The organism is Dactylosporangium sp. CA-233914 (assembly GCF_050942935.1).
In the GTDB taxonomy this organism is placed as follows: domain Bacteria; phylum Actinomycetota; class Actinomycetes; order Mycobacteriales; family Micromonosporaceae; genus Dactylosporangium.
In genome coordinates, this window is record NZ_CP192030.1 from 1,396,441 (window position 1) to 1,415,999 (window position 19,559).

At 73.0% G+C, this 19,559-nt stretch carries 18 protein-coding genes; 13 read left to right on the forward strand and 5 right to left on the reverse strand.

Annotated elements, in window-relative coordinates; genetic code table 11:
• Positions 1-147: 147 nt before the first annotated feature.
• A complete protein-coding gene (locus ACQPY0_RS06430) occupies positions 148-1,200 on the forward strand; it encodes a Gfo/Idh/MocA family oxidoreductase (RefSeq protein WP_432985884.1) in 1,053 nt (350 codons plus the stop codon).
• 48 nt (positions 1,201-1,248) lie between these two features.
• Here the strand turns inward: ACQPY0_RS06430 and ACQPY0_RS06435 are convergent, their stop codons facing one another.
• From ACQPY0_RS06435 to ACQPY0_RS06450, 4 genes are read right to left on the reverse strand one after another with little or no spacing between them, the layout of a single operon-like run.
• Positions 1,249-2,568: an FAD-dependent oxidoreductase gene (locus ACQPY0_RS06435; protein WP_432985886.1), complete on the reverse strand. Its 1,320-nt coding sequence runs from the start codon at positions 2,566-2,568 to the stop codon at positions 1,249-1,251.
• A gap of 5 nt (positions 2,569-2,573) precedes the next feature.
• Positions 2,574-3,524, reverse strand: coding sequence for a carbohydrate ABC transporter permease (locus tag ACQPY0_RS06440; RefSeq protein ID WP_432985888.1), 951 nt, complete (start codon positions 3,522-3,524; stop codon positions 2,574-2,576).
• Complete coding sequence (locus ACQPY0_RS06445; protein ID WP_432985890.1) at positions 3,409-4,323, reverse strand: carbohydrate ABC transporter permease; 915 nt, start codon at positions 4,321-4,323, stop codon at positions 3,409-3,411. The genes ACQPY0_RS06440 and ACQPY0_RS06445 overlap by 116 nt, the downstream gene beginning before the upstream one ends.
• 11 nt (positions 4,324-4,334) lie before the next feature.
• Entirely contained in the window at positions 4,335-5,702 is a 1,368-nt protein-coding gene (locus ACQPY0_RS06450) for an ABC transporter substrate-binding protein (RefSeq protein WP_432985892.1), read from the reverse strand.
• A gap of 238 nt (positions 5,703-5,940) precedes the next feature.
• On the opposite strand from ACQPY0_RS06450, the gene ACQPY0_RS06455 reads away from it, so the two are divergent.
• From ACQPY0_RS06455 to ACQPY0_RS06475, 5 genes are all read left to right on the forward strand, one after another.
• Positions 5,941-6,843 carry a dihydrodipicolinate synthase family protein gene (locus ACQPY0_RS06455; RefSeq protein WP_432985894.1) on the forward strand — a complete coding sequence of 301 codons (903 nt, stop codon included), beginning with the start codon at positions 5,941-5,943 and terminating at the stop codon, positions 6,841-6,843.
• 62 nt (positions 6,844-6,905) lie between these two features.
• Complete coding sequence (locus tag ACQPY0_RS06460) at positions 6,906-7,907, forward strand: LacI family DNA-binding transcriptional regulator (protein ID WP_432985896.1); 1,002 nt, start codon at positions 6,906-6,908, stop codon at positions 7,905-7,907.
• Positions 7,908-7,926: 19 nt separating this feature from the next.
• The gene (locus tag ACQPY0_RS06465; RefSeq protein WP_432985898.1) at positions 7,927-8,919 is read left to right on the forward strand and encodes a dihydroxyacetone kinase subunit DhaK; all 993 of its coding nucleotides are present in this window, start codon (positions 7,927-7,929) and stop codon (positions 8,917-8,919) included.
• The gene (locus ACQPY0_RS06470) at positions 8,916-9,485 is read left to right on the forward strand and encodes a DAK2 domain-containing protein (RefSeq protein WP_432985900.1); all 570 of its coding nucleotides are present in this window, start codon (positions 8,916-8,918) and stop codon (positions 9,483-9,485) included. The genes ACQPY0_RS06465 and ACQPY0_RS06470 overlap by 4 nt, the downstream gene beginning before the upstream one ends.
• Positions 9,482-10,843 (forward strand): aldehyde dehydrogenase (NADP(+)), encoded by a 1,362-nt coding sequence (locus ACQPY0_RS06475; protein WP_432985902.1) that lies wholly within the window; start codon positions 9,482-9,484, stop codon positions 10,841-10,843. Before ACQPY0_RS06470 ends, ACQPY0_RS06475 begins: the two co-directional genes overlap by 4 nt.
• Here the strand turns inward: ACQPY0_RS06475 and ACQPY0_RS06480 are convergent.
• The gene (locus tag ACQPY0_RS06480; protein ID WP_432985904.1) at positions 10,834-11,589 is read right to left on the reverse strand and encodes an alpha/beta fold hydrolase; all 756 of its coding nucleotides are present in this window, start codon (positions 11,587-11,589) and stop codon (positions 10,834-10,836) included. The genes ACQPY0_RS06475 and ACQPY0_RS06480 overlap by 10 nt on opposite strands.
• A 149-nt stretch (positions 11,590-11,738) precedes the next feature.
• On the opposite strand from ACQPY0_RS06480, the gene sigJ reads away from it, so the two are divergent.
• From sigJ to ACQPY0_RS06515, 7 genes are all read left to right on the forward strand, one after another.
• The gene (sigJ, locus tag ACQPY0_RS06485; RefSeq protein WP_432985906.1) at positions 11,739-12,662 is read left to right on the forward strand and encodes an RNA polymerase sigma factor SigJ; all 924 of its coding nucleotides are present in this window, start codon (positions 11,739-11,741) and stop codon (positions 12,660-12,662) included.
• Positions 12,659-13,825, forward strand: coding sequence for an FAD-dependent oxidoreductase (locus ACQPY0_RS06490; protein WP_432985908.1), 1,167 nt, complete (start codon positions 12,659-12,661; stop codon positions 13,823-13,825). The genes sigJ and ACQPY0_RS06490 overlap by 4 nt, the downstream gene beginning before the upstream one ends.
• Before the next feature lie 38 nt (positions 13,826-13,863).
• The gene (locus tag ACQPY0_RS06495; protein ID WP_432985910.1) at positions 13,864-14,910 is read left to right on the forward strand and encodes an NADPH:quinone reductase; all 1,047 of its coding nucleotides are present in this window, start codon (positions 13,864-13,866) and stop codon (positions 14,908-14,910) included.
• A gap of 38 nt (positions 14,911-14,948) precedes the next feature.
• Positions 14,949-15,836: an alpha/beta fold hydrolase gene (locus ACQPY0_RS06500; protein ID WP_432985912.1), complete on the forward strand. Its 888-nt coding sequence runs from the start codon at positions 14,949-14,951 to the stop codon at positions 15,834-15,836.
• Positions 15,837-16,004: 168 nt separating this feature from the next.
• On the forward strand, positions 16,005-16,565 hold the full coding sequence (locus ACQPY0_RS06505) for a hypothetical protein (RefSeq protein WP_432985914.1): 561 nt from the start codon (positions 16,005-16,007) through the stop codon (positions 16,563-16,565).
• Positions 16,566-16,737: 172 nt separating this feature from the next.
• Positions 16,738-17,787 (forward strand): PstS family phosphate ABC transporter substrate-binding protein, encoded by a 1,050-nt coding sequence (locus ACQPY0_RS06510; protein ID WP_432985916.1) that lies wholly within the window; start codon positions 16,738-16,740, stop codon positions 17,785-17,787.
• A 46-nt stretch (positions 17,788-17,833) separates the two neighbouring features.
• Entirely contained in the window at positions 17,834-19,558 is a 1,725-nt protein-coding gene (locus ACQPY0_RS06515; protein WP_432985918.1) for an Ig-like domain repeat protein, read from the forward strand.
• The last annotated feature ends 1 nt before the right edge of the window (position 19,559 follow it).

Consider the following 19,559-nt stretch of genomic DNA (forward strand, 5'->3'; position numbering starts at 1 on the left):
AGGTGGCGGGCAGTTCGGGCGCCGTACGAGTGCAGATCGGTTCCCGCGACCGTGGTGACGTGCTCGACCATGGGCACCTGCCGCGAGCCTGGCGGTGGCGGGCGAGGGGCTTCGTATCGACGGAGTCTGGTGCTGGAGACTGGCGCCATGAGCGACACCACCCTGCGCGTCGGGCTTCTCGGTTACGGGCTGGCCGGGTCCGCGTTCCATGCGCCGCTGATCAGCACCACGCCCGGGCTCCGGCTCGACGCCGTCGTCACCGCCAGCCCCGAGCGCCAGGCCGCCGCCGCGCAACGGTACCCCGGCGCCCGTATCGTCGAGCGGGCCGAGGAGCTCTGGAGCGCGGGGCTCGACGCCGTCGTCGTGGCCTCGCCCAACCGGACGCACGCGCCGCTCGCGCGGGCCGCGCTGGAGGCCGGGCTGTCCGTCGTCGTCGACAAGCCGCTGACGGCCACCGCCGCGGAGGGGGAGGAGCTGGCCGCGCTCGCCGCCGAGCGGGGGCTGCTGCTCACCGTGTACCAGAACCGGCGCTGGGACGGGGACTTCCTCACTGCCCGCAAGCTCGTCGAGGGCGGGGAGCTGGGGCGGGTGCTGCGGTTCGAGTCGCGGTTCGACCGGTGGCGGCCGGTGCCCAAGGGCGGCTGGCGGGAGAGCGGGGACCCGGCCGAGGCCGGCGGGCTGCTGTACGACCTCGGCAGCCACCTCGTCGATCAGGCGCTGCAGCTGCTGGGCCCGGCGACCGAGGTCTACGCCGAGGTGCACACCCGCCGCGCCGGCCTGACCGTCGACGACGACACGTTCGTCGCGCTGCGCCACGCCGGGGACGCCCGCTCGCACCTGTGGATGAGCGCGCTCGCCGCGTCCGCCGGGCCGCGGCTGCGGGTGCTGGGCGATCGCGGGGCGTACACGAAGTACGGGCTCGACGTCCAGGAGGACGCGCTGCGGGCCGGGCGGCTGCCCACCGAGCCCGGCTGGGGTGCGGAGGACCCGGCCGCCCACGGGGTGCTGACCGGTTACGACGGGCAGGACCGGACCGTGCCGACCGAGCCGGGGGCGTATCAGAGCTTCTACGCCGGCCTCGCGGCCGCGCTGCGCGACGGCGGGCCCTCGCCGGTCGAGGTCTCCGGGTCGATCGCCGCGCTGCGCGTGCTGGAGGCGGCCCGCCGTTCCGCCGAGCGCGGTGAAGTCGTCAGGCTCTGAGCAGCCGTGGCGGCCCGGTACGTCCGCGAAGGGCCGTGCCGGGCCGGGCTACCGGGCGCCGATGACACCCCGCGAGCGCAGGGCCGCCTGGAGCTTGCCGACGTCTACGGCGTGGGCGTCGAAGCCGCCGACCGCGGCCAGGGCCGCCGCCGTGCCCGCCGCCTCGCCGGTGGTGAAGCAGGTCGCGGTGATGCGGGCGGAGCCGTTCGCCTCGTGGGTGGTGGAGATGCAGCGGCCGCCGGCGAGCAGGTTGGTCAGGTCGTGGGCGACCAGGGTGCCGTACGGGATGTCGTAGGCGGCGGGCAGCCCGTCGGTGTGCGACAGGCCCGGTGCGTCGGGGTCGTGGACGTCGATCGGGAACGCCCCCATGCCGATCGACGTCTCGTCGCGGCGGGCGCTCAGCACGTCGTCCTGGGTGAGCGTGCGCAGGCCGAGGACGCGGCGGGACTCGCGGACGCCGACACGGTCGCCGACGGCCGACAGGTACGCGTGGGCGCCCCCGGGAACGTAGCGGCGGAACCAGGCGACCGTCTCCAGCACCTGGTTGGCGAGGATCAGGTAGCCCGAGACCGTGCGGGTCACGTTCAGCACCGCCTCGCCGCGGGTCGGCCAGCCGGCCAGGTGCAGTTCGGTGCGGCGCCACGACAGGCGCCCCTCGGCGTGGCCGGCGGCCAGCAGCGCGCCGAAGCCCCACAGGTTCACGTGGTCCTCGTCCGGCCGCCCGATGCGGCTGCCGGCCCGGAAGTCGTCGGGGTTCGCGCGGGCGTAGTCCAGCAGCGGGCCGAAGTCGACGCCGCCGAGGCGCAGCAGCAGCGAGACCGGCTGGGTGCGGTCCGGGTGGTCGGTCTGCACGGCCGCGCCGGCCAGGGCGAAGACGACCGCGTCGCCGGAGCAGTCCACGACGAGCGCGGGTCTGATGAGGGTGCCGCCCTGGCCCGCGGTCTCCACCCGCACCCCGGTCACCCGGGAGTCCACTGTGGACACGCCGGTGACCGCCGTGTTGAGCATGAGCGTGACACCGGCCTCGTGCAGGAGCACGGCCTCGGCCATCGCGAGCTCGGCGTGGTTGACCGGGGTGCGGGTGGCGGTGTAGGCGACGTCGTCCGGGATGTGGCCGGGGCTGCCGCCGTAGCGCTGCAGCAGCGCGATGATCCGCTGCCCGACGCCGCCGGTGACCTGGTTGCCGGCGGCGTCGTGGAAGCCGGCGCTGTGCTCCAGCAGCTGCCACGCGAGCGTGCCGCCGACGTGGCCGGTCGCCTCGACGAGCAGCGTGTCGGCGCCCGACTCGGCGGCCGCGACCGCCGCGGCCACGCCGGCCGAGCCGGCCCCGATCACCAGGACCTGCGGGGTGAGGACGGTGGTGCTCAACGCGATCAGCCTTTCACGCTGCCGGCGGTCAGGCCCTTTTCGTAGTACCGCTGCAGCACGAAGAAGAGGAGCACGACCGGGATGGTCACGAGGGTGCTGAGCGCCATGATCGCGCCCCAGCGGATGTCGAAGGAGGTCACGAGGCCGGCCATGCCGACCGGCGCGGTGACGTTGTCGCCCTGGGCGATGACGCTGGCGAGCAGGAACTCGTCCCAGGACAGGATGAAGGCGAACATGGCCGTCGTGGCCAGGCCCGTGCGCAGCAGCGGCAGCGTGACGCGCAGGAAGGCGCCCAGGTACCCCTGGCCGTCGACCCAGGCCGCCTCCTCGAGCTCCCGCGGTACGGCCTCCACGAAGCTCTTCATGAGCCAGGTCGTCAGCGGCAGCGTGATCGTCAGGTGCGCGATGATGATGCCGGCCAGGGATCCGGCGAGGCCGAGCGAGGCGAGCACGAGGTAGAGCGGGACGAGCAGCAGGATCGCCGGGAAGAGGTACGAGATGCCCAGGCACGCCAGCAACACCCGGCGGCCCGGGAAGGTGAAGCGGGTGACCGCGTAGCCGGCGGCCGTGCCCAGCGCGAGCGAGACGAGGGTCGTCACGATCGCGACCACGAAGCTGTTGGCGAACCAGCGCAGCGCGCCGGAGCCGAACACCTCCTCGTACCAGGCCCCCGTGACCGCCGTCGGCACGACCGACGGGTCGCTGACGAAGAGCTGGTCGGCCGGGCGTACCGAGCTCACGACCATCCACAGGATCGGGCCGACGGCGAAGAAGACGATGAGGGCGAGCGCGACGACCCGGCCGGCGATCCCGGCCGCGGCCGCCTTCGAGCGCCGCCGCTCAGGCCGTGCGCCGGACGCGGAGCCGGTAGATGATCCAGCCGACGAGCCCGGCGAGGCCGAGGAAGAGCCCGGCGAGGGATGCGATCGCTGCTGCGTAACCGACACGGAACTCACCCATGACCACCTTGTAGATGTACGTCGACAACACTTCGCTGGACCCGGCCGGGCCGCCGCGGGTCAGCAGCCACACCAGCTCGAAGTACATGAGGGTCCAGATGCCGCGCAGCGCCAGCAGGGACAGCGCCGCGGAGCGCAGGTTGGGCAGCGTCACGTGGACGAACTCGCGCCACGGACCGGCGCCGTCGACCCGGGCCGCCTCGTACTGCGCCTTGTCGATGCTCTGCATGCGCGCCCAGAACACGAGCATCGCGAACGGGAAGCCGCGCCAGATGTTGACGAGCACGACCATCGCCAGCGAGGTCGACTCCTGCCCGAGCGGGTTGGCCCCGGGCTGGAGTGCGCCCCAGGACTGCAGGCTGGTGCTGATGATGCCGTAGTGCCCGTCGAGCATCCACTGCCAGACCAGGGCGCTGGCGATGACCGGCACGACGTAGGGGATGAGCAGGAGCTGGCGGATCCAGCGCATCCCGGGCCAGTCGGCGTCGATGAGCAGCGCGGCGGCCAGGCCCAGCCCGAGCTGGCCGGCCAGCGACAGCACCGTCCACGCGAGCGTGTGCCCGATCGTCGACCACAGCGTCCGGTCCGACAATACGGCGCTGAAGTTGCCCAGGCCGACGAACTCGGCGTCGCCGGTGAGCAGGTCGATCGAGAACAGCGAGGTGCGGAAGCTTTCGAAGATGGGATACGCGAGGATCGTCGCGAACAGCAGCGCAGCGGGCAGGGCGAAGGCGATGCCTGCCCGCTGCTGCCGTCCGGTCAGCCCGCGCGTGAGGATCGCGGGTGTGGAGGCCATGAGTCCGCCTGTCAGCTCACTTTGGCGAGACGCTTCATCTCGGCATTGATCTTGTCGAAGGCCTGCTCGGCGGTCTGGTTGCCGGCCGCCGCGGCCTGGAGGTTGTCACCGACGAACGTGGTCGCCTCGATCTGGCCGGCCAGCGGGTTGAGCCCGGCCTCCATGCCGTAGCGGTACCACTGGGGCAGCGACTTGTCGCGGATCGTCTGCACCTGCTCGGAGAACTTCTGCACCGTGGGGTTGCCGGTGTAGACGGTCGAGGCCGCGGCGCTGTTGGTCGCCGGCAGCGCGAAGACCGGGCGGGTGTTGACGCGGGCCGCCTGCAGGTCCGCCTGCATCATGCAGGTGACGAGGGACTTGGCGGCCTGCTGCCGGCGGTCGTTGCTCTTGCCGATCATGTAGAAGTATCCACCGCCGAGCGAGCCCTGCGGCTTGACGTCCGCCGTCGGGCCGGGCAGCTGGAAGACGCCGATCTTGTCCAGCATCGCGGGGTTCTGCTCGTTGGCCATGCCCACGACCGCGCCGAAGTCCAGCGTCATCGCGCTCTTGCCCTGCACGAACGCGGTGCGGAAGTCGGTCCAGGTCCACGTGCGCGACTCCGGCTGCGAGGCGGCCTTGTAGAGCTCGAGCATGAACTGGGTCGCCGCGACGGCCTTGGCCTTGTCCCTGTCCAGCGCGTAGGCGCCGGTCTGCGGGTCGAAGGTGTGCACGCCGTTGGCGTAGAGGAACTGGTAGTACGTCTGCGGCGCGACGAGCGCGGAGGCCATCGGCACCGAGAACCCGCGCACGCCACCGGCCGGGTCGTCGAGCTGCTTCGCGGCAGTGAGCAGCTCGCCCCAGCTGGTCGGCACCTTGATGTTCTTGGCGGCGAAGAGGTCCTTGCGGTAGTACACCTCCTGGTGCAGCGCCCAGTCGGGCACCGCCCAGGTCTTGCCGTCCTTGCCCACCGCGTGCAGGAACGAGCCGACGAAGTCGGCGCGCCCGTGCTGGTCGATCACGTCGTCGACCGGGACGATGTAGTCGCCGGCCTGCGCCGCGGCCACCCCGCCCTCGATGGTGTTCATGATGTCGGGTCCGTTGCCGGCCCGGAAGGCCGTGACCATCTTCGGGTACATGCTGTCGAAGGGGACGGCCTCGAAGGCGACGCTGACGTCGGTCTGCTTGGCGACGCACTGCTCCGCCTGCTGCTTGATGACGTCCGCCTGCGCCTTGACGGTGAGGTTGGTCCAGAACGTCAGCTTGATCGGGCCACCGTTGTCGGCGGCACTGCCGCCGGGGCCCTTGGCGGACGGTGGTGAACAGGCCGAGGTCAGGACGAGAGCGCCGGCGACGGCCGCGGCCGTCAGGGCGTGCCTGCCTCTCGGAGGGTGTCGAAGCATGGGATTTCCTCGCTGTTTGCCGACGGTGCGGTGTGGGACGGCCGGGATATCAGTTTGCAACCCCGTGTTAACGGTTACACCGTGACGCCAGGCCCGGCCGGTGTCAAGTGGGGGAGTCGAAACATTCCAGGTCAGTCGCCTGAAACAAGCCGTTGACAGGAGGGCGGCGATCGGCGATATTGGCGGTCAGCTGTAACCGGTTACATGAACCGCTGAGGCTCGGAAAGGCTGCAATCACATGACCCTGGCTACGAAGAGCACCTTCAAGGGCGTCATCCCGCCGCTCGTGACCCCGTTCGACGCCGACGAGAACATCGACGTCGAGGCGCTGCGGGCCGAGGTCCGGCTCCACCTCGCGGCCGGCGTGCAGGGCATCTGCGTCACCGGTTCGACCGGTGACGGGCAGATGCTCTCGCTGGAGCAGTCCGTGACGGTCGCGAAGGTCGCCGTCGAGGAGGTCGCCGGGGCGATCCCGGTCATCGCCGGCATCATCCGCGACTCGACCGCCGAGGTCATCCGCTACGGCAAGGCGATCGCCGAGACCGGCGTCGACGCGCTGCAGGTGACCCCGGTGCACTACCTGTTCCAGCCCGACGAGGCCACGACGATCGAGTACTACCGGCGCATCACCGAGGCCACCGGGGTGCCGGTCATCATCTACAACGTCATCCCGTACGCGCTGATCCCGGCCACCACCGTCTACCGGTGCATCCAGGAGATCGAGCTGGTCGTCGGCGTCAAGCAGTCCGGCGGCAACATCCACCAGCTGGCCGACCTGCTCAAGGCCGCCCCGACCGAGGGCGCGGTGCTCACCGCCGTGGACGACCTGCTGTACCCGGCCTACCTCCTCGGCGCCCAGGGCGCGGTCAGCGCGACCCTCACCGTCGTGCCCGACCTGTGCGTCGCGCAGTGGAACGCGGTGCAGGCCGGCGACCACAAGACCGCGCTGGACATCCACAACAAGCTGCTGCCGGTGTGGCGCGCCATCGACGGGCCGAACATGACGGTCCGCATCAAGGCCGCCCTCGCCCTGCAGGGCCGCGACGGCGGGCTCGGCGCCCACCCGCTCACCCCCGTCAGCGACGCGGAGCGGGCGACGATCCAGGCCGCGCTGGTGGAGGCGGGCGTCCTTCCGGTTTGATAGGTGTCGCCCGGCATCCACGCGGTGCCGCGTGACCTGCTATACCCCCCGAGGAGCTCACTGTGGCAGGCATTCGTGACGTGGCCAGACTGGCCGGGGTGTCGACCGCAACCGTGACGCGCGCCCTGCGCGACGAGGCGTCGGTGACCGCGGAGACCAAGGCGAAGGTCTTGGCCGCCGCGGCCCGGCTCGACTACGTGCCCAGCGCCGCCGCCCGCGCCCTGTCCCAGGGCCGCAGCAGCGTGCTCGGCCTGTTCGTGCCGGACATCGTCAACCCGTTCTACGCCTCCGTCGCGCAGGGCATGGCCGACCGGGCCGCCGAGGCGCGCTACCAGCTCGTCATCGCGGGCTCCCACCTGAACCCGGAACGGGAACGGCAGATGGTGACCTCGCTGCACGACGGCACCCTCGCCGGGCTCGCCGCCACGACGCTGGGCACCGACGAGAGCTTCCGGGCGGCCCTCACCGGGCAGCGCGGGCCGCTGGTGCTCGTCGACCGGCGCCCGCGCGGGCTGCACGCCCCGCTGGTACGCACCGACAACCGCAGGGTCACCCGGGACGCGGTCGGGGAGTTCTTCCGGCTCGGCCACCGCAAGGTCGCGATGATCTCCGGCCCGCGCGACTTCGACACCGCCTGCCAGCGGCTGTCGGGCTTCCGGCTGGCGTATCGCGACGTGGGCCTGCCCGTGCGTGAGGAGTACATCAGCCACGGCCACCTCGGCGAGGAGGGCGGCTATCGCGCCATGGCCGAGCTGCTGGCCATGCCCGAGCCGCCGACCGCCGTGTTCTGCTTCAACAACCTCGTCACCGTCGGCGCGCTCAAGGCGATCCGCGCGGCCGGACTGAAGATCCCGACCGACCTGAGCCTGCTCGCCTTCGACGACATGAGCCTGTTCCCGCTCGTCGAGCCGCCGATCACGGCGATCGCCCAGCCCGCCTACGAGATGGGTCGCGCCGCCGCCGAGCTGCTGCTGCGCCGCATCGCCGGTGAGGCCGAGGTCGCCGACGTCGTCCTGCCCGCGACGCTGATCACCCGTGAGTCGCTGGGCCCACCGTCCATCTGAATCGAGCTGAGTTCCTCCTATGGCCGAACCGTTCCTCGCGTCCGCGAGCGACTACGTCGATCGGGCGCTGGGCGGCTTCGCGCGCGCCAACGCCGACGTCGTCGCCCTGCACACCGACCCCGTCTTCGTCCGGGCCGTCGCGCCGGACCCCGGCCGCCGGGCCGGCCTCGTCTCCGGCGGCGGCTCCGGCCACGAGCCGATGCACGCCGGGCTCGTCGGCCGCGGCATGCTCGACGCCGCGGTGCCCGGCAAGGTCTTCGCCTCGCCGCACAACCGGCAGGTCTACCAGGCCAGCCGGGCCGTCGCCGGCCCCGAGGGCGTCCTGCACATCGTCAAGAACTACACCGGCGACCGGATCAACTTCGGCATCGCGGCCGAGCGGCTGCGCCACGACGGCATCCGCGTCGAGCGGGTCCTCGTCGACGACGACATCGCCACGGACTCCGCCGACACGGCGACCGGGCGGCGCGGCACCGGCGCCACGATCCTCGTCGAGAAGCTGCTCGGCGCGGCCGCCGACGCCGGGCTGGGCCTGAGCGAGCTGGCCGAGCTGGGCGCGCGGGTGGCCGAGCGCTCCCGCAGCCTCGCCGTCGCCTCGCAGGCGCACACCTCGCCCGCCACGGGCCGGCTCGCGTTCGAGCTGGCGGACGGGGAGGTGGAGTACGGCGTCGGCATCCACGGCGAGCGCGCGGCCCGCAGCGTCCCGCGCCCGCCGCTACCGCAGCTCGTCGGCCGGATGCTCGACGACGTGCTGACCAGGACGCCGGCCGGGGACCGGGCGCTGCTGCTGGTCAACGGGCTCGGCGCGACGACCGCGATCGAGCTGCACAACGTCTTCGACCTCGCCGCCGATGCCCTCGCCGAGCGCGGGGTGAGCCTCGGCGGCAGCCTGGTCGGCACCTGGACCCCGGCGCTGGACATGAAGGGCTTCTCCCTGACCGTGACCATGCTCCAGGACGACTGGCAGGCCCTCTGGGACGCGCCGGTCTGGACCGCGACGCTTCGGAAGTGAGCACCACGATGCTGATGGAGACCTACCTGCGCCTGGCCGAGCGCGACCACGCCGAGCTGACCGCCCTGGACCAGGCGGCCGGCGACGGCGACTTCGGCGACAACCTGCGCGGCGCCCTGCGCCTCGTCGTCCAGCGGGTGCCCGCGGACGCGACGGCCCGGGCCGAGCTGGCGGTCGCCGCCACGTGTTTCCTCGACGAGGTCGGCGGCACCAGCGGCCCGCTCATCGGCCTGCTCCTGCAGGAGATGGCGGCCGCGCCGACCCTCGTCGAGGGCCTGACCAAGGGGATCGAGGCCGTCCAGCGCGTCGGCGAGGCGAAGCTCGGCGACCGCACGATGCTCGACTGTCTCATCCCGGCCCGCGACTTCCTCGTCGCGCACCCCGGCGACCTCGCCGGTACCGCCGAGGCGGCCGCCCGGGCCGCACTGTCCACGTCGCAGCTTCGGGCCCGGGCCGGCCGCGCCAGCTACGTCGGCGAGCGCGCGATCGGCACCCCCGACGCGGGCGCGACGGGCATGGCGCTGTTCTTCGCCGCCCTCGCCGAGCAGGAAGGGTTGAACGCATGAGCACGGTCGAGCCGGCCGCCGCGTGCGCCCGGGCCGGGGCGGCGTTCGACGAGTACCGTGCGCTGCCCGCCAAGCGGCGCGCCGAGTTCCTGCGCGGGATCGCGGACCGGCTGGAGGCCAACGGCGACGAGCTCGTCGAGCTGGTGCGGGCCGAGACCGCGCTGCCCGAGGCGCGCGGCCGCACCGAGCTGGCCCGGACCGCGAACCAGCTGCGGATGTTCGCCGACCTGCTGCAGACGCCGGAGTGGGACGACCCGCGCCACGTGCCCGGCACCCCGGGCGTCCGCCCGGACCTGCGCTCCCGCCGGATCCCGCTCGGCCCGGTCGCGGTTTTCGGCGCGTCGAACTTCCCGCTGGCGTTCTCCGTCGCCGGCGGCGACACCGCGGCCGCGCTGGCCGCCGGGTGCCCGGTCGTGGTCAAGGGCCACCCCGCCCACCCGCGCACCGGCGCGCTGGCCGGCCGCTGCGTCGCCGAGGCGGCCGCCGCGACCGGGCTGCCCGATGGCGTCTTCGCGCTGGTCCACGGCCCCGGCAACGAGTTCGGCGCGCGGCTCGTCGCCGATGCGCACATCGCCGCCGTCGGCTTCACCGGCTCCCGCTCCGGCGGCCTGGCGCTCATGGCCGTCGCGCAGGCGCGGGAGGTGCCGATCCCGGTGTACGCCGAGATGTCCAGCATCAACCCGGTCCTGCTGCTCCCGGCCCGCCTGGCGGCCGACCCCGGCGGCCTCGCCGCCGCCTTCGTCGGCTCCCTCACCGCCGGCGCCGGGCAGTTCTGCACCAACCCGGGCCTGCTGCTGGCGATCGACGGGCCGGGCCTGTCCGAGTTCCGGGCCGCGCTCGCCGGCGCCCTCGCGCAATCCCCGTCCGCGACGATGCTGACCCCCGCGATCGCCGAGGCGTACCAGCAGGGCGTCGCCGGCCGCGCGGACCGTATCGTCGCCGGCACGGCGCAGGGCTGCCGCCCGGCGGTCTTCGCCGCCACGGCCGCCGAGTTCGCCGCGACCCCGGACCTGCGCGAGGAGGTCTTCGGTGCCGCGTCCCTGCTGGTCACCTGCGCCGACGCCGACGAGCTGGCCGCCGTCGTGGAGTCCCTTTCGGGCCAGCTGACCGCGACCCTGCAGGGCGAGCCCGCCGACCTCGCCCTGGCCCGCCGGCTGCTGCCGGCCCTGGAGCGCAAGGCCGGCCGGATCATCTGGAACGGCTGGCCGACGGGCGTCGAGGTCAACGCGGCCCAGGTGCACGGCGGCCCGTTCCCGGCCACGTCGGACGGGCGCAGCACGTCGGTCGGCACGATGGCGATCGAGCGCTTCCTGCGCCCGGTCGCGTATCAGGACTTCCCGGCCGAGCTTCAGCCCTGAGCCGCCCGGGCGGCCGCCAGGATCTGCTCCGTGACCGGCCCCGGGTGGGACACCAGCGTCAGGTGCGACCCACCCGGGACCGTCCGGACCTTGGCGTGCGCCCGCTTCGCCATCGCCGCCTGCGACTCGGGGGTGATGATGCGGTCGGCGGAGCCGATGACGTACCACGACGGAATCCGCTGCCAGGCTGCCGCCCGGGACGGGGTGGTGAACGCGGCCATGGCGGCCGGGCGCTGGCCGGCCCACAGCACCCGCGCGGACGCCTTCGGCAGGTCGGGGCCGAAGGCGTCGAGGAAGACCGGCTCCTTGAGGTACAGGTCGGAGCCGACGGTGTCGTACAGCGTCGCGGGGTCCCCGCCCAGGGCCGAGCCCGCGCCGCTGAGCCGGCCGGTCGTCTCGCCGACCGCCGGCGCGGCCGCGTCGACGTAGACCAGCTGCTTCACGTTCGGAGCGTCCGCGGCGGCGTTGGTGATGACGGCCCCGCCGTACGAGTGCCCGGCCAGCACCACCGGGCCCTTGATCGTGCCCAGGAACCGGCTCAGCCCGGCCGCGTCGCCGGTCAGGCCCTGCAGCGGGTTGGCGTAGGCCCGCACGGGGTAGCCGGCCCGCTGCAGGCGCTCGACCTCGCCGCTCCAGCTGGAGGTGCCGGCCCACGCGCCGTGCACGAGCACGACCGTCGGCTTCGCCGCGCCGGCCGGGGCGGGCGCCAGCAGGGCGATCAGTGCGAGGGTCAGGACCGCGCTCATAGGGCCAACGGTGGCAGCTGCCGCGCCGGGCAGTCCTCGCCCGGGCGGATGAGGCCGGTCCCGCAGCGCCCAGAACGGTAAAATCGCCCACGACCGGCTCGCCGGCGCACGAATGTCACGAACCGGCTCCGAGGAGCGTCTTGTCTCGCATGGCCACCGATGACTTCTCGCCGCACCGCCGCCGGATGCTCGACGTCGCGTACCGCATCCTCGGCACGTGGTCCGACGCCGAGGACGTGGTCCAGGAGGCCTGGCTGCGCTGGTCCACCGTGGATCGCGACCAGGTCGGCAACGTCGAGGGGTTCCTGGTCACGGTGACGAGCCGGCTCGCGATCGACCGGCTGCGGCGGCTGCGGGCGCGGCGGGAGAGCTACCCGGGCCCCTGGTTGCCCGAGCTGATCAGCACCGAGCCGGTGGCCGAGGAGCGGGTGGAGCTCGCCGAGTCGGTGGAACTGGCGCTCCTGGTGGTGCTGGAGACGCTCTCGCCGCTGGAGCGGGCCGCGTTCGTGCTGCACGAGGCCTTCGGGCTCTCGCACGCCGAGGTCGGGGAGGTGATCGGGCGCAGCGAGGCGGCGACCCGGCAGCTGGCCCGGCGGGCGCGGGACCACGTGCGGGAGGGGCGGCCGCGGTACCGCGCCGACCGGGCCCACCGCCGCCGGCTCACCGAGCGGTTCCTGGCCGCGTGCTTCGGCGGCGAGCTCGGCGCGCTCATCGAGCTGTTCGCGGCCGACGTGCGCCTGGTCGGCGACGGCGGCGGGCGGGCCAAGGCGCCGCTGCGGGTCATCGAGGGCGCCGACCGGGTCGGGCGGTTCTTCGCCGCGATCTCCAACTCGCAGGGGGCGCAGCGCTACCTGGAGTCGATCGGGCTGGCCGGGCCGGCCGAGTTCGACGCGAGCGTCGAGGAGGTCAACGGGGCGCCGGCCATCGTCATGCGGGTCGGCGAGCGGATCATCCTGGTCGTGGCGATCGAGCCGGCCGGGGAGCGGATCGGCACCGTGTTCCTCGTCGCCAACCCGCAGAAGCTGGCCTCCTTGTCACGATCGGGGGCGGGGCGCGCGTCTGGTTCGGCATGAGGCAATCCATCACCATCGTCGGCGGCGGCCTGGCCGGCCTCACCGCCGCCATCGCCGCCGCCGAGCAGGGCCTGGACGTCACGCTGTACGAGGCCCACCGCACGCTGGGCGGCCGGGCGCGCTCGACGCCGGCGCCCTACGTCGCCAACGACGGCACCCACGTGCTCTACAGCGACGGCGAGCCCTTCCGCTGGCTCGCCGCCCGCGGCCTGGTCCAGCCCTGCAGCCGGCCGGCCCCGGGAGAGCTCGCCCGGTTCCGGTTCCGCCACGGCGGGCGCGTCCGGGCCACACCGCCGCTCGCGCTGCTGCGGGCGCTCGCGCACCGGCGGGTGGCCGCCCCGGCCGGCGAGCCGTTCGGCCCGTGGGCCGAGCGCCGCTTCGGCCCGGTCGCGGCGCGGGCGATCGAGGGGCTGGTCGGCGTCATCACGTACACCGCCGACCCCGGCCGCCTCTCGGCCGCCTTCGTCTGGGAGCGGGCGCTGCGGGCGGCCAGGCCGGCGTGGCCCGCGGTCCGCTACGTCCACGGCGGCTGGTCGGCGATGGTCGAGCGGATGGCGGCCCACGCCCGCGGCCTCGGCGCCCGGATCGTCACCGGCGAGCGCGTCGATGCCCTGCCGCCCGGCCCCGTCATCGTCGCCACCGCCCTGGACGCCGCCCGCACGCTGCTCGGCGGCGCCGCGCTGACCTGGCCGAGCGGGCGGGCCGCGCTGCTCGACCTCGGCCTGCGCGCGGACCGGCGCGACCCGTTCGTGGTCTCGGACCTCGACGAGGGCGGGTTCGTGGAGCGGTACTCCCTGCCCGACCCCTCCCTCGCCCCGCCCGGCCACGCCCTGTTCCAGCTGGAGCTGCTGGCCGGCGCCGACGAGCCGATCCGGGCCGCCGCCGCCCGCCTCGAGTCCCTCGCCGACGCCACCGTGCCGGGGTGGCGCGACCGGGTCGTCTGGCGCCGTGACGCGTTCGCCAACCAGCGCACCGGCGCCGTCGACCCGCCCGGCGCGACCTGGCGCGACCGCCCGCCGATCGACCGCGGCGACGGCGTCTTCCTGGCCGGCGACAGCGTGGCGGCGCCGGGCCTGCTCGGCGAGGTGTCGCTGAACTCGGCCCGCACCGCGGTGCGGCTCGCGCAGGCCGCGCTCCGGCGGGCGTCGACCCTACGCGGCTGATGATGCCGGTCGGGGGCCCGGCCTCGTAGGGTTGGCGCATGACGAAGAGCAACCGGGCGATCGTGTACTGCGAGTTCGGTGCGGCCTCCGTGCTGCGCGAGACCGAGCGGGAGATCGTCGAGCCGGGCCCGGGCGAGGTCCGCGTCCGGGTCGTGGTGTCCGGGGTCAACCCGACCGACTGGAAGACCCGCACCGGCGCCACCGCCATGGCGCCCGTGCCCGGCGACGGCCAGGTGCCCAACCAGGACGGCGCGGGCGTGGTCGACGCCGTCGGCGCGGGCGTGACCGGGCTGGCCGCCGGTGACCGGGTGTGGCTGGTCATGGCCGCGTACCAGCGCCCGGGCAGCGGGACGGCGCAGCAGTTCACGGTGGTGCCGGCGGATCGGGCCGTGCCACTGCCCGCCGAGGCCTCCTTCGAGGCCGGCGCGAGCGTCGGTGTGCCCGCCATGACCGCCCACCGCGCGCTCACCGTCCACGAGGGCGCGCCGGCGCGCCTCGCCCCCGGCGCGCTGGCCGGCGTGAACGTCCTGGTCGCGGGGGGAGCCGGCGCGGTCGGCAACGCGGCGATCCAGCTCGCGGTGTGGGCCGGCGCCTCGGTCGTGGCCACCGTCAGCAGCCCGGAGAAGGCCGAGCTGGCCCGCCGCGCCGGCGCCCCGCACGTGGTGAACTACCGCGACGCCGACGCCGCCGACCAGATCCGCGCCGCCCTGCCCGACGGCGTCGACGTGGTGGTCGAGGTGGCGGCGGCGCACAACGCGGAGCTCAACCTGGCGGTGCTGCGGCCGGGCGGGACCATCGCGGTGTACGCCAACGACAGCTCGGGCGGCCCGCTCACGATGGACGTGCGCCGGCACATGGTGCTCAACGCGCGATACCAGTTCATCCTGCTCTACACCGTCCCGCGCGCGGCCCTGGCCGAGGGGGCGGCGGCGGTGAACGCGGCCCTGGCCGCGGGCGCTCTGCGCTTCGGCGCGGCGGCCGGCGTGCCGCTGCACGAGTTCGCCCTGGCGGAGACGGCCGCGGCCCACGCGGCGGTCGAGTCGGGTGCCGTGGGCAAGGTTCTGATCCGCGTCTGCGACGAGTAGCGGGGTTTTCCCGTCGCGGTGCTGGGCAGTGCCCGGTCGTGGCCCAGGTTCATCACCGCAACGCGCAGGTCGGCGGCCGGACGGTCTTCTACCGCGAGGCCGGCGACCCGGGCGCGCCGCACGTCGTTCTGCTGCACGGCTGCCCCGCCAGCTCGTACATGTACCGTGCGCTGATCCCCCGGCTGGCCACGACCTTCCACGTCGTCGCGCCCGATCTGCCCGGCTTCGGGCTGAGTGCCGCCCCGCCGGTGGACGAGTTCGAGTACACCTTCGAGCACCTGGCCGACGCGATGGAGGCGCTCCTGGCCGAGCTGGGCATCGCCGAGTACTCCATGATCGTCCAGGACTACGGCGCCCCGACGGGCTGGCGCCTGGCCCTGCGCCACCCGGAGCGCGTGCGCTCGATCGTCACCCAGAACGGCAACGCGTACGACGAGGGCTTCGTCGCCGCCTTCTGGGACCCGCTGTGGCGCTACGCCGAGACCCGCTCCGCTCGCGACGCCGAGCCGTTGCTGACCGCGTTGAGCGAGGCCGGCATCCGCTGGCAGTACACCCACGGCGTCCCCGACCCCGACCTGGTCGACCCGGACTCGTGGCGGCACGACTGCGCCCTGGTCAGCCGCCCGGGCAACCCCGAGATCCAGCTGGCCCTGTTCGCGGACTACCCCAGCAACGTGGCCCTGTACCCGGCGGTCCACGAGTACTTCCGCGCCTCGCAGGTCCCGCTGCTGGCGGTCTGGGGCCGCAACGACGAGATCTTCGGCCCGGCCGGTGCGGAGGCCTTCCGCCGCGACCTCCCGGCCGCGGAGATCCACCTCCTCGACGGCGGTCACTTCCTCCTCGAGTCCCACCTCGACGAGGCCGAGCCGCTCATCACCGGCTTCCTCACCCGCGCCCAGGGCGCCGCGGCGCCGGCAGCCGCCTGACCGCGGCCCGCGGCGAGCGATCGGCCGGCCGCGAGGCGCGGCAGGAGGGCGTTGAACGCACCCCGGCGGTGCGCTTGCAGCGGGCATTCAGGTGGAATTCAGGCGCGAACCGGCTGGGTATCGCCTGTTCGGTCAGCGATTCCTGCTGAATGGATTATCACGCGTTTCTTGATGTTCACCTCCCGCATGTCCGGCGTGCGGACAGGAACGCGCGGCGCGTCATCGCCTTTATCGAATGTCAGCACGGTGGCCTGCGCGCCGGCAGTGTCACGAGCGTTCCGGCGCGCCGGGATCGAACATTCGGGGAGGAATGTCCACATGCTGCCGCCGCGGTTTATTTTCCTGGCGATGGTCGCATCCGGCGATGACGAGTCTGTTGCGGACCGGCAACAGACGACCGCCTGGATGCTGTGCTCGCCCAACAACCGGATCCTCGGCCGTGGGGAACGCGCCTTCGACACCGAGGCGCAGTGCCGCGACGCCGTGCTGGAAGTTGTCGCCGGGGCCGACCGCCTGCACGCCGTCTCCACCGCACTCGGTACCAGCGGGCACTGGGTCTGGCGGGTTGAACTCGACGGTGTGCCGGTCGCGGTGTCCCACCGCTCCTACCTGCGGGCCAGAGAAAGCCAGTACAACGTCGGCCGCTTTCTGGCCGCGGTGCCGTCCGCGCTGGTGACGGGCGGTCGCCGGGTGCTGCGCGAGGCTTCGCGGGACCGTCGGGTGGCTTAATCGAATATAAATGTTTGTCTATGACCAAACGGGTCATAGGCGCGGTTCCGGCTGCCCGGAATTCAACTAAAAAATGCTTCATTCGTCGTTCATGATTCGACCTCCGATATTTGGTTATCGACTGACAACGTGCCCGGTGCACCCATTCCCGAAAGGCAAAGAAGGGCACGGAATGAGAAGACTCAGCAAGGCCGGCCTCGGGCTCCTGGGGGTCACGGCCCTCCTGCTCACCCAGGCCACCCCGGCGCACGCGGACCACGCGGGCGAGGCCGCCGACATCGTCGGCATCGGCTCGGACACCATCCAGTACGCCGGGAACTTCCTCGCCGACGGTGACTACCTGGGCAACCCGGGCTTCAACGCCTCGGGCGGCCGCGTGCTCAACTTCGACGCGACCGGCGACGCGAACGGCAAGCTCACCGCGGGCGCCGGCGTGGTCCTGCGCGGCGGCACCGTCCCGGTCACCCGGCCGAACGGCTCCGGCGGCGGCATCACGTTCCTGAACAACAGCGACAAGGGCGCCACGCACAAGGTGCAGTTCGTCCGCATGTCGCGCCCGCCGTCGAAGGGTGAGGACGACACGGCCGTGGCCAACGGCTGGGGCGGCCTGCACTGCTACCAGATGGCGCTCGACGGCCTCAAGATCGCCGTGTCGAACCTGGCGGCGACCAACGCCGGCACCAACGGCATCAGCAAGGCCGACCTGACGCAGATCTTCTCGGCCACCGGCACCATCCGCAACTGGGGCCAGGTCACCGGCTGGAACGGCCCGGCCGCGGCGGCGAACACGCCGATCGTGCCGATCCTGCCCCCGTCGACCTCCGGCACCGAGCAGTTCTTCATCCAGCAGCTCGGCCTGTCCGAGGCGCAGGTCCGCTCGGACGTCCAGCGCGCCGAGGAGCACGACCCGTCGGCGATCCAGAACAACGCGAACGCCATCGCGCCGTTCTCGACCGCCCGGGTCGTGATGATCCACAACGGCTACTTCAACAACGGCACGCCGGTCGCCACCGACCCGGTGAAGCTGCTCAGCGCCGGCTTCTCGGCGACGCGCCCGGTCTACATCGTCGTGCGCCAGAGCGAGGTCAACCAGAAGTGGAACAAGGACCTGTTCGCGCCCGGCGGGTTCATGTCGCAGTCGTTCCTCGCGCAGCCGCTGATCGAGGACGCTGCGGGCTTCACCTACCAGTACGCCGACGCCGGCCTCTGCCACACCGCCTGACGTCGGTAAGCCACACCCAAACAAACCAAGGAAGGGAGCCCCTAAAGTGGGCATTCGCTCCAGGGCGTTGATGGTCGGGGCGTCCGCTCTGATCGTCGCGGCCGGCGTTCTCGTGGGCGGGGGCAGCGCCTTCGCGGCGACGATCCAGCCGCCGTTCGAGCCGGACCCGAATGTGATCGGTTCGCTCACGCTGTACAACGCGGCCGGCCAGGTCGTGACGGGCGGCAGCGTGAACGACAGCCCCATCGTCGCCTACGCGGAGGCGGACGGGCACGGGCGCGACGGCGACAGCCGGGCGTTCCTGCGGGTGGCCACGCCGAAGGCCAACACCCCGCCGGACCAGTTCATCAGCGGCCTGCTGACGAGCGCGCAGAACTTCCCGAACCCCAACGCTCCCGCTCCGCTTTCCACCTCGACCAACGCGGTCGCGACCGGCGTCGCCGGTGTGCCCTCGCTGGCCAGCTACATCGCGTCGAACCCGAACACCGAGACGGCCGCGAACCTGGCGAACATCTACCAGCTGCGGCTCATCACCACGGCGCCGGGCCAGCCGCAGAACGTGAACTACTACCGGGTCGACATCCAGGTCAACCCCTCGGCGGGCACCTGGTCGGTCGTCTACCCCGGTAGCAAGACCAGCACCACCACCACGCTGACGGCGAGCCCGAACAGCCCGGCCAACCACGGCAGCCAGGTCACCCTGACCGCCAAGGTCGAGCCGGCGGCCGCCGGTTCGGTGCACATCTTCGACGGTGCCAACGACCTCGGTGCCGCCACCTACAACGCCACGACCGGTATCGCCACCCTGGCGACCACCCCGGCCGACGGCAACCACTCGTTCACCGCGCAGTTCACGCCGGCCGACCCGGACTCGTTCAACGGTTCGACGTCCTCGGCGCTGGCCTACACGGTGAACCCCGCCGGCACGCCCACCAGCACCACCCTCTCGGTGAACCCGCCGAGCGGCGTGACCGCGGGTGGCAACGGCAAGGCCGACGTGAACCTGTCGGCCCAGGTGGCCCCGGCCGGCACCGCCGGTTCGGTCCACTTCTTCGACGGCGGCACCGACCTCGGCGCGGGCAACTACAACGCCGGCACGGGTGCGGCGACGCTGACGGCGAGCCTGGGTATCGGCAACCACCTGCTGATCGCCACGTTCACCCCGAGCGTCAACGGCTTCCAGTCGTCGTCCTCGTCGATCATCAACTACGCCGTTGTGGGCAGCAACTCGGCCGCCGTGCCGATCGACGCCCAGAACGACACCCAGCCGTTCGCGGGCGCCCTGTCGCTGCAGGTCGCCTCGGGCACGGCCGTGCACCTGACCCAGGTTCCGGTCAACGACCCGAACGGCCACCCGGCGCAGGCGACCGACGCGACGGGTCACCGTCACGCCTGGGTGTTCACCGGTTCGCTGGCTGGCGTGTCGGTCAACGACACCCGCCCGACCCAGGACGGCTGGACGCTCAACGGCCAGGCCGCTGACTTCGTCAACGGCTCGACCACTGTCACGGCGAGCAACCTGGGCTGGACCCCGGCGCTGGCCACCGGCGGCGACGCCGAGGGCGTGCTCGGGGCCGGCACCCCGGTCGACTCGAAGCTCAAGACGGCGAACAGCGACGGTCTGCACACCAGCAGCCTGTTCGCCCACGCCGGCGCGGGCAACGGCCTGGGCACCCAGAACCTCAGCGCCAACCTGGAGCTGCGGATTCCGGACACGTCCCCGACCGGTCTGTACCAGAGCACCCTCACGCTGACCCTGGTCAGCCCGTAAG

Bases quoted from the DNA above. Each gene is read 5' to 3' on its own strand.
- sigJ (WP_432985906.1), top strand. From the start codon at position 11,739: ATGGCCACCGATGACTTCTCGCCGCACCGCCGCCGGATGCTCGACGTC.
- ACQPY0_RS06495 (WP_432985910.1), top strand. From the start codon at position 13,864: ATGACGAAGAGCAACCGGGCGATCGTGTACTGCGAGTTCGGTGCGGCC.
- ACQPY0_RS06455 (WP_432985894.1), top strand. From the start codon at position 5,941: ATGACCCTGGCTACGAAGAGCACCTTCAAGGGCGTCATCCCGCCGCTC.
- ACQPY0_RS06430 (WP_432985884.1), top strand. From the start codon at position 148: ATGAGCGACACCACCCTGCGCGTCGGGCTTCTCGGTTACGGGCTGGCC.
- ACQPY0_RS06490 (WP_432985908.1), top strand. From the start codon at position 12,659: ATGAGGCAATCCATCACCATCGTCGGCGGCGGCCTGGCCGGCCTCACC.
- ACQPY0_RS06510 (WP_432985916.1), top strand. From the start codon at position 16,738: ATGAGAAGACTCAGCAAGGCCGGCCTCGGGCTCCTGGGGGTCACGGCC.
- ACQPY0_RS06480 (WP_432985904.1), bottom strand. From the start codon at position 11,589: ATGAGCGCGGTCCTGACCCTCGCACTGATCGCCCTGCTGGCGCCCGCC.
- ACQPY0_RS06445 (WP_432985890.1), bottom strand. From the start codon at position 4,323: ATGGCCTCCACACCCGCGATCCTCACGCGCGGGCTGACCGGACGGCAG.
- ACQPY0_RS06465 (WP_432985898.1), top strand. From the start codon at position 7,927: ATGGCCGAACCGTTCCTCGCGTCCGCGAGCGACTACGTCGATCGGGCG.
- ACQPY0_RS06450 (WP_432985892.1), bottom strand. From the start codon at position 5,702: ATGCTTCGACACCCTCCGAGAGGCAGGCACGCCCTGACGGCCGCGGCC.
- ACQPY0_RS06475 (WP_432985902.1), top strand. From the start codon at position 9,482: ATGAGCACGGTCGAGCCGGCCGCCGCGTGCGCCCGGGCCGGGGCGGCG.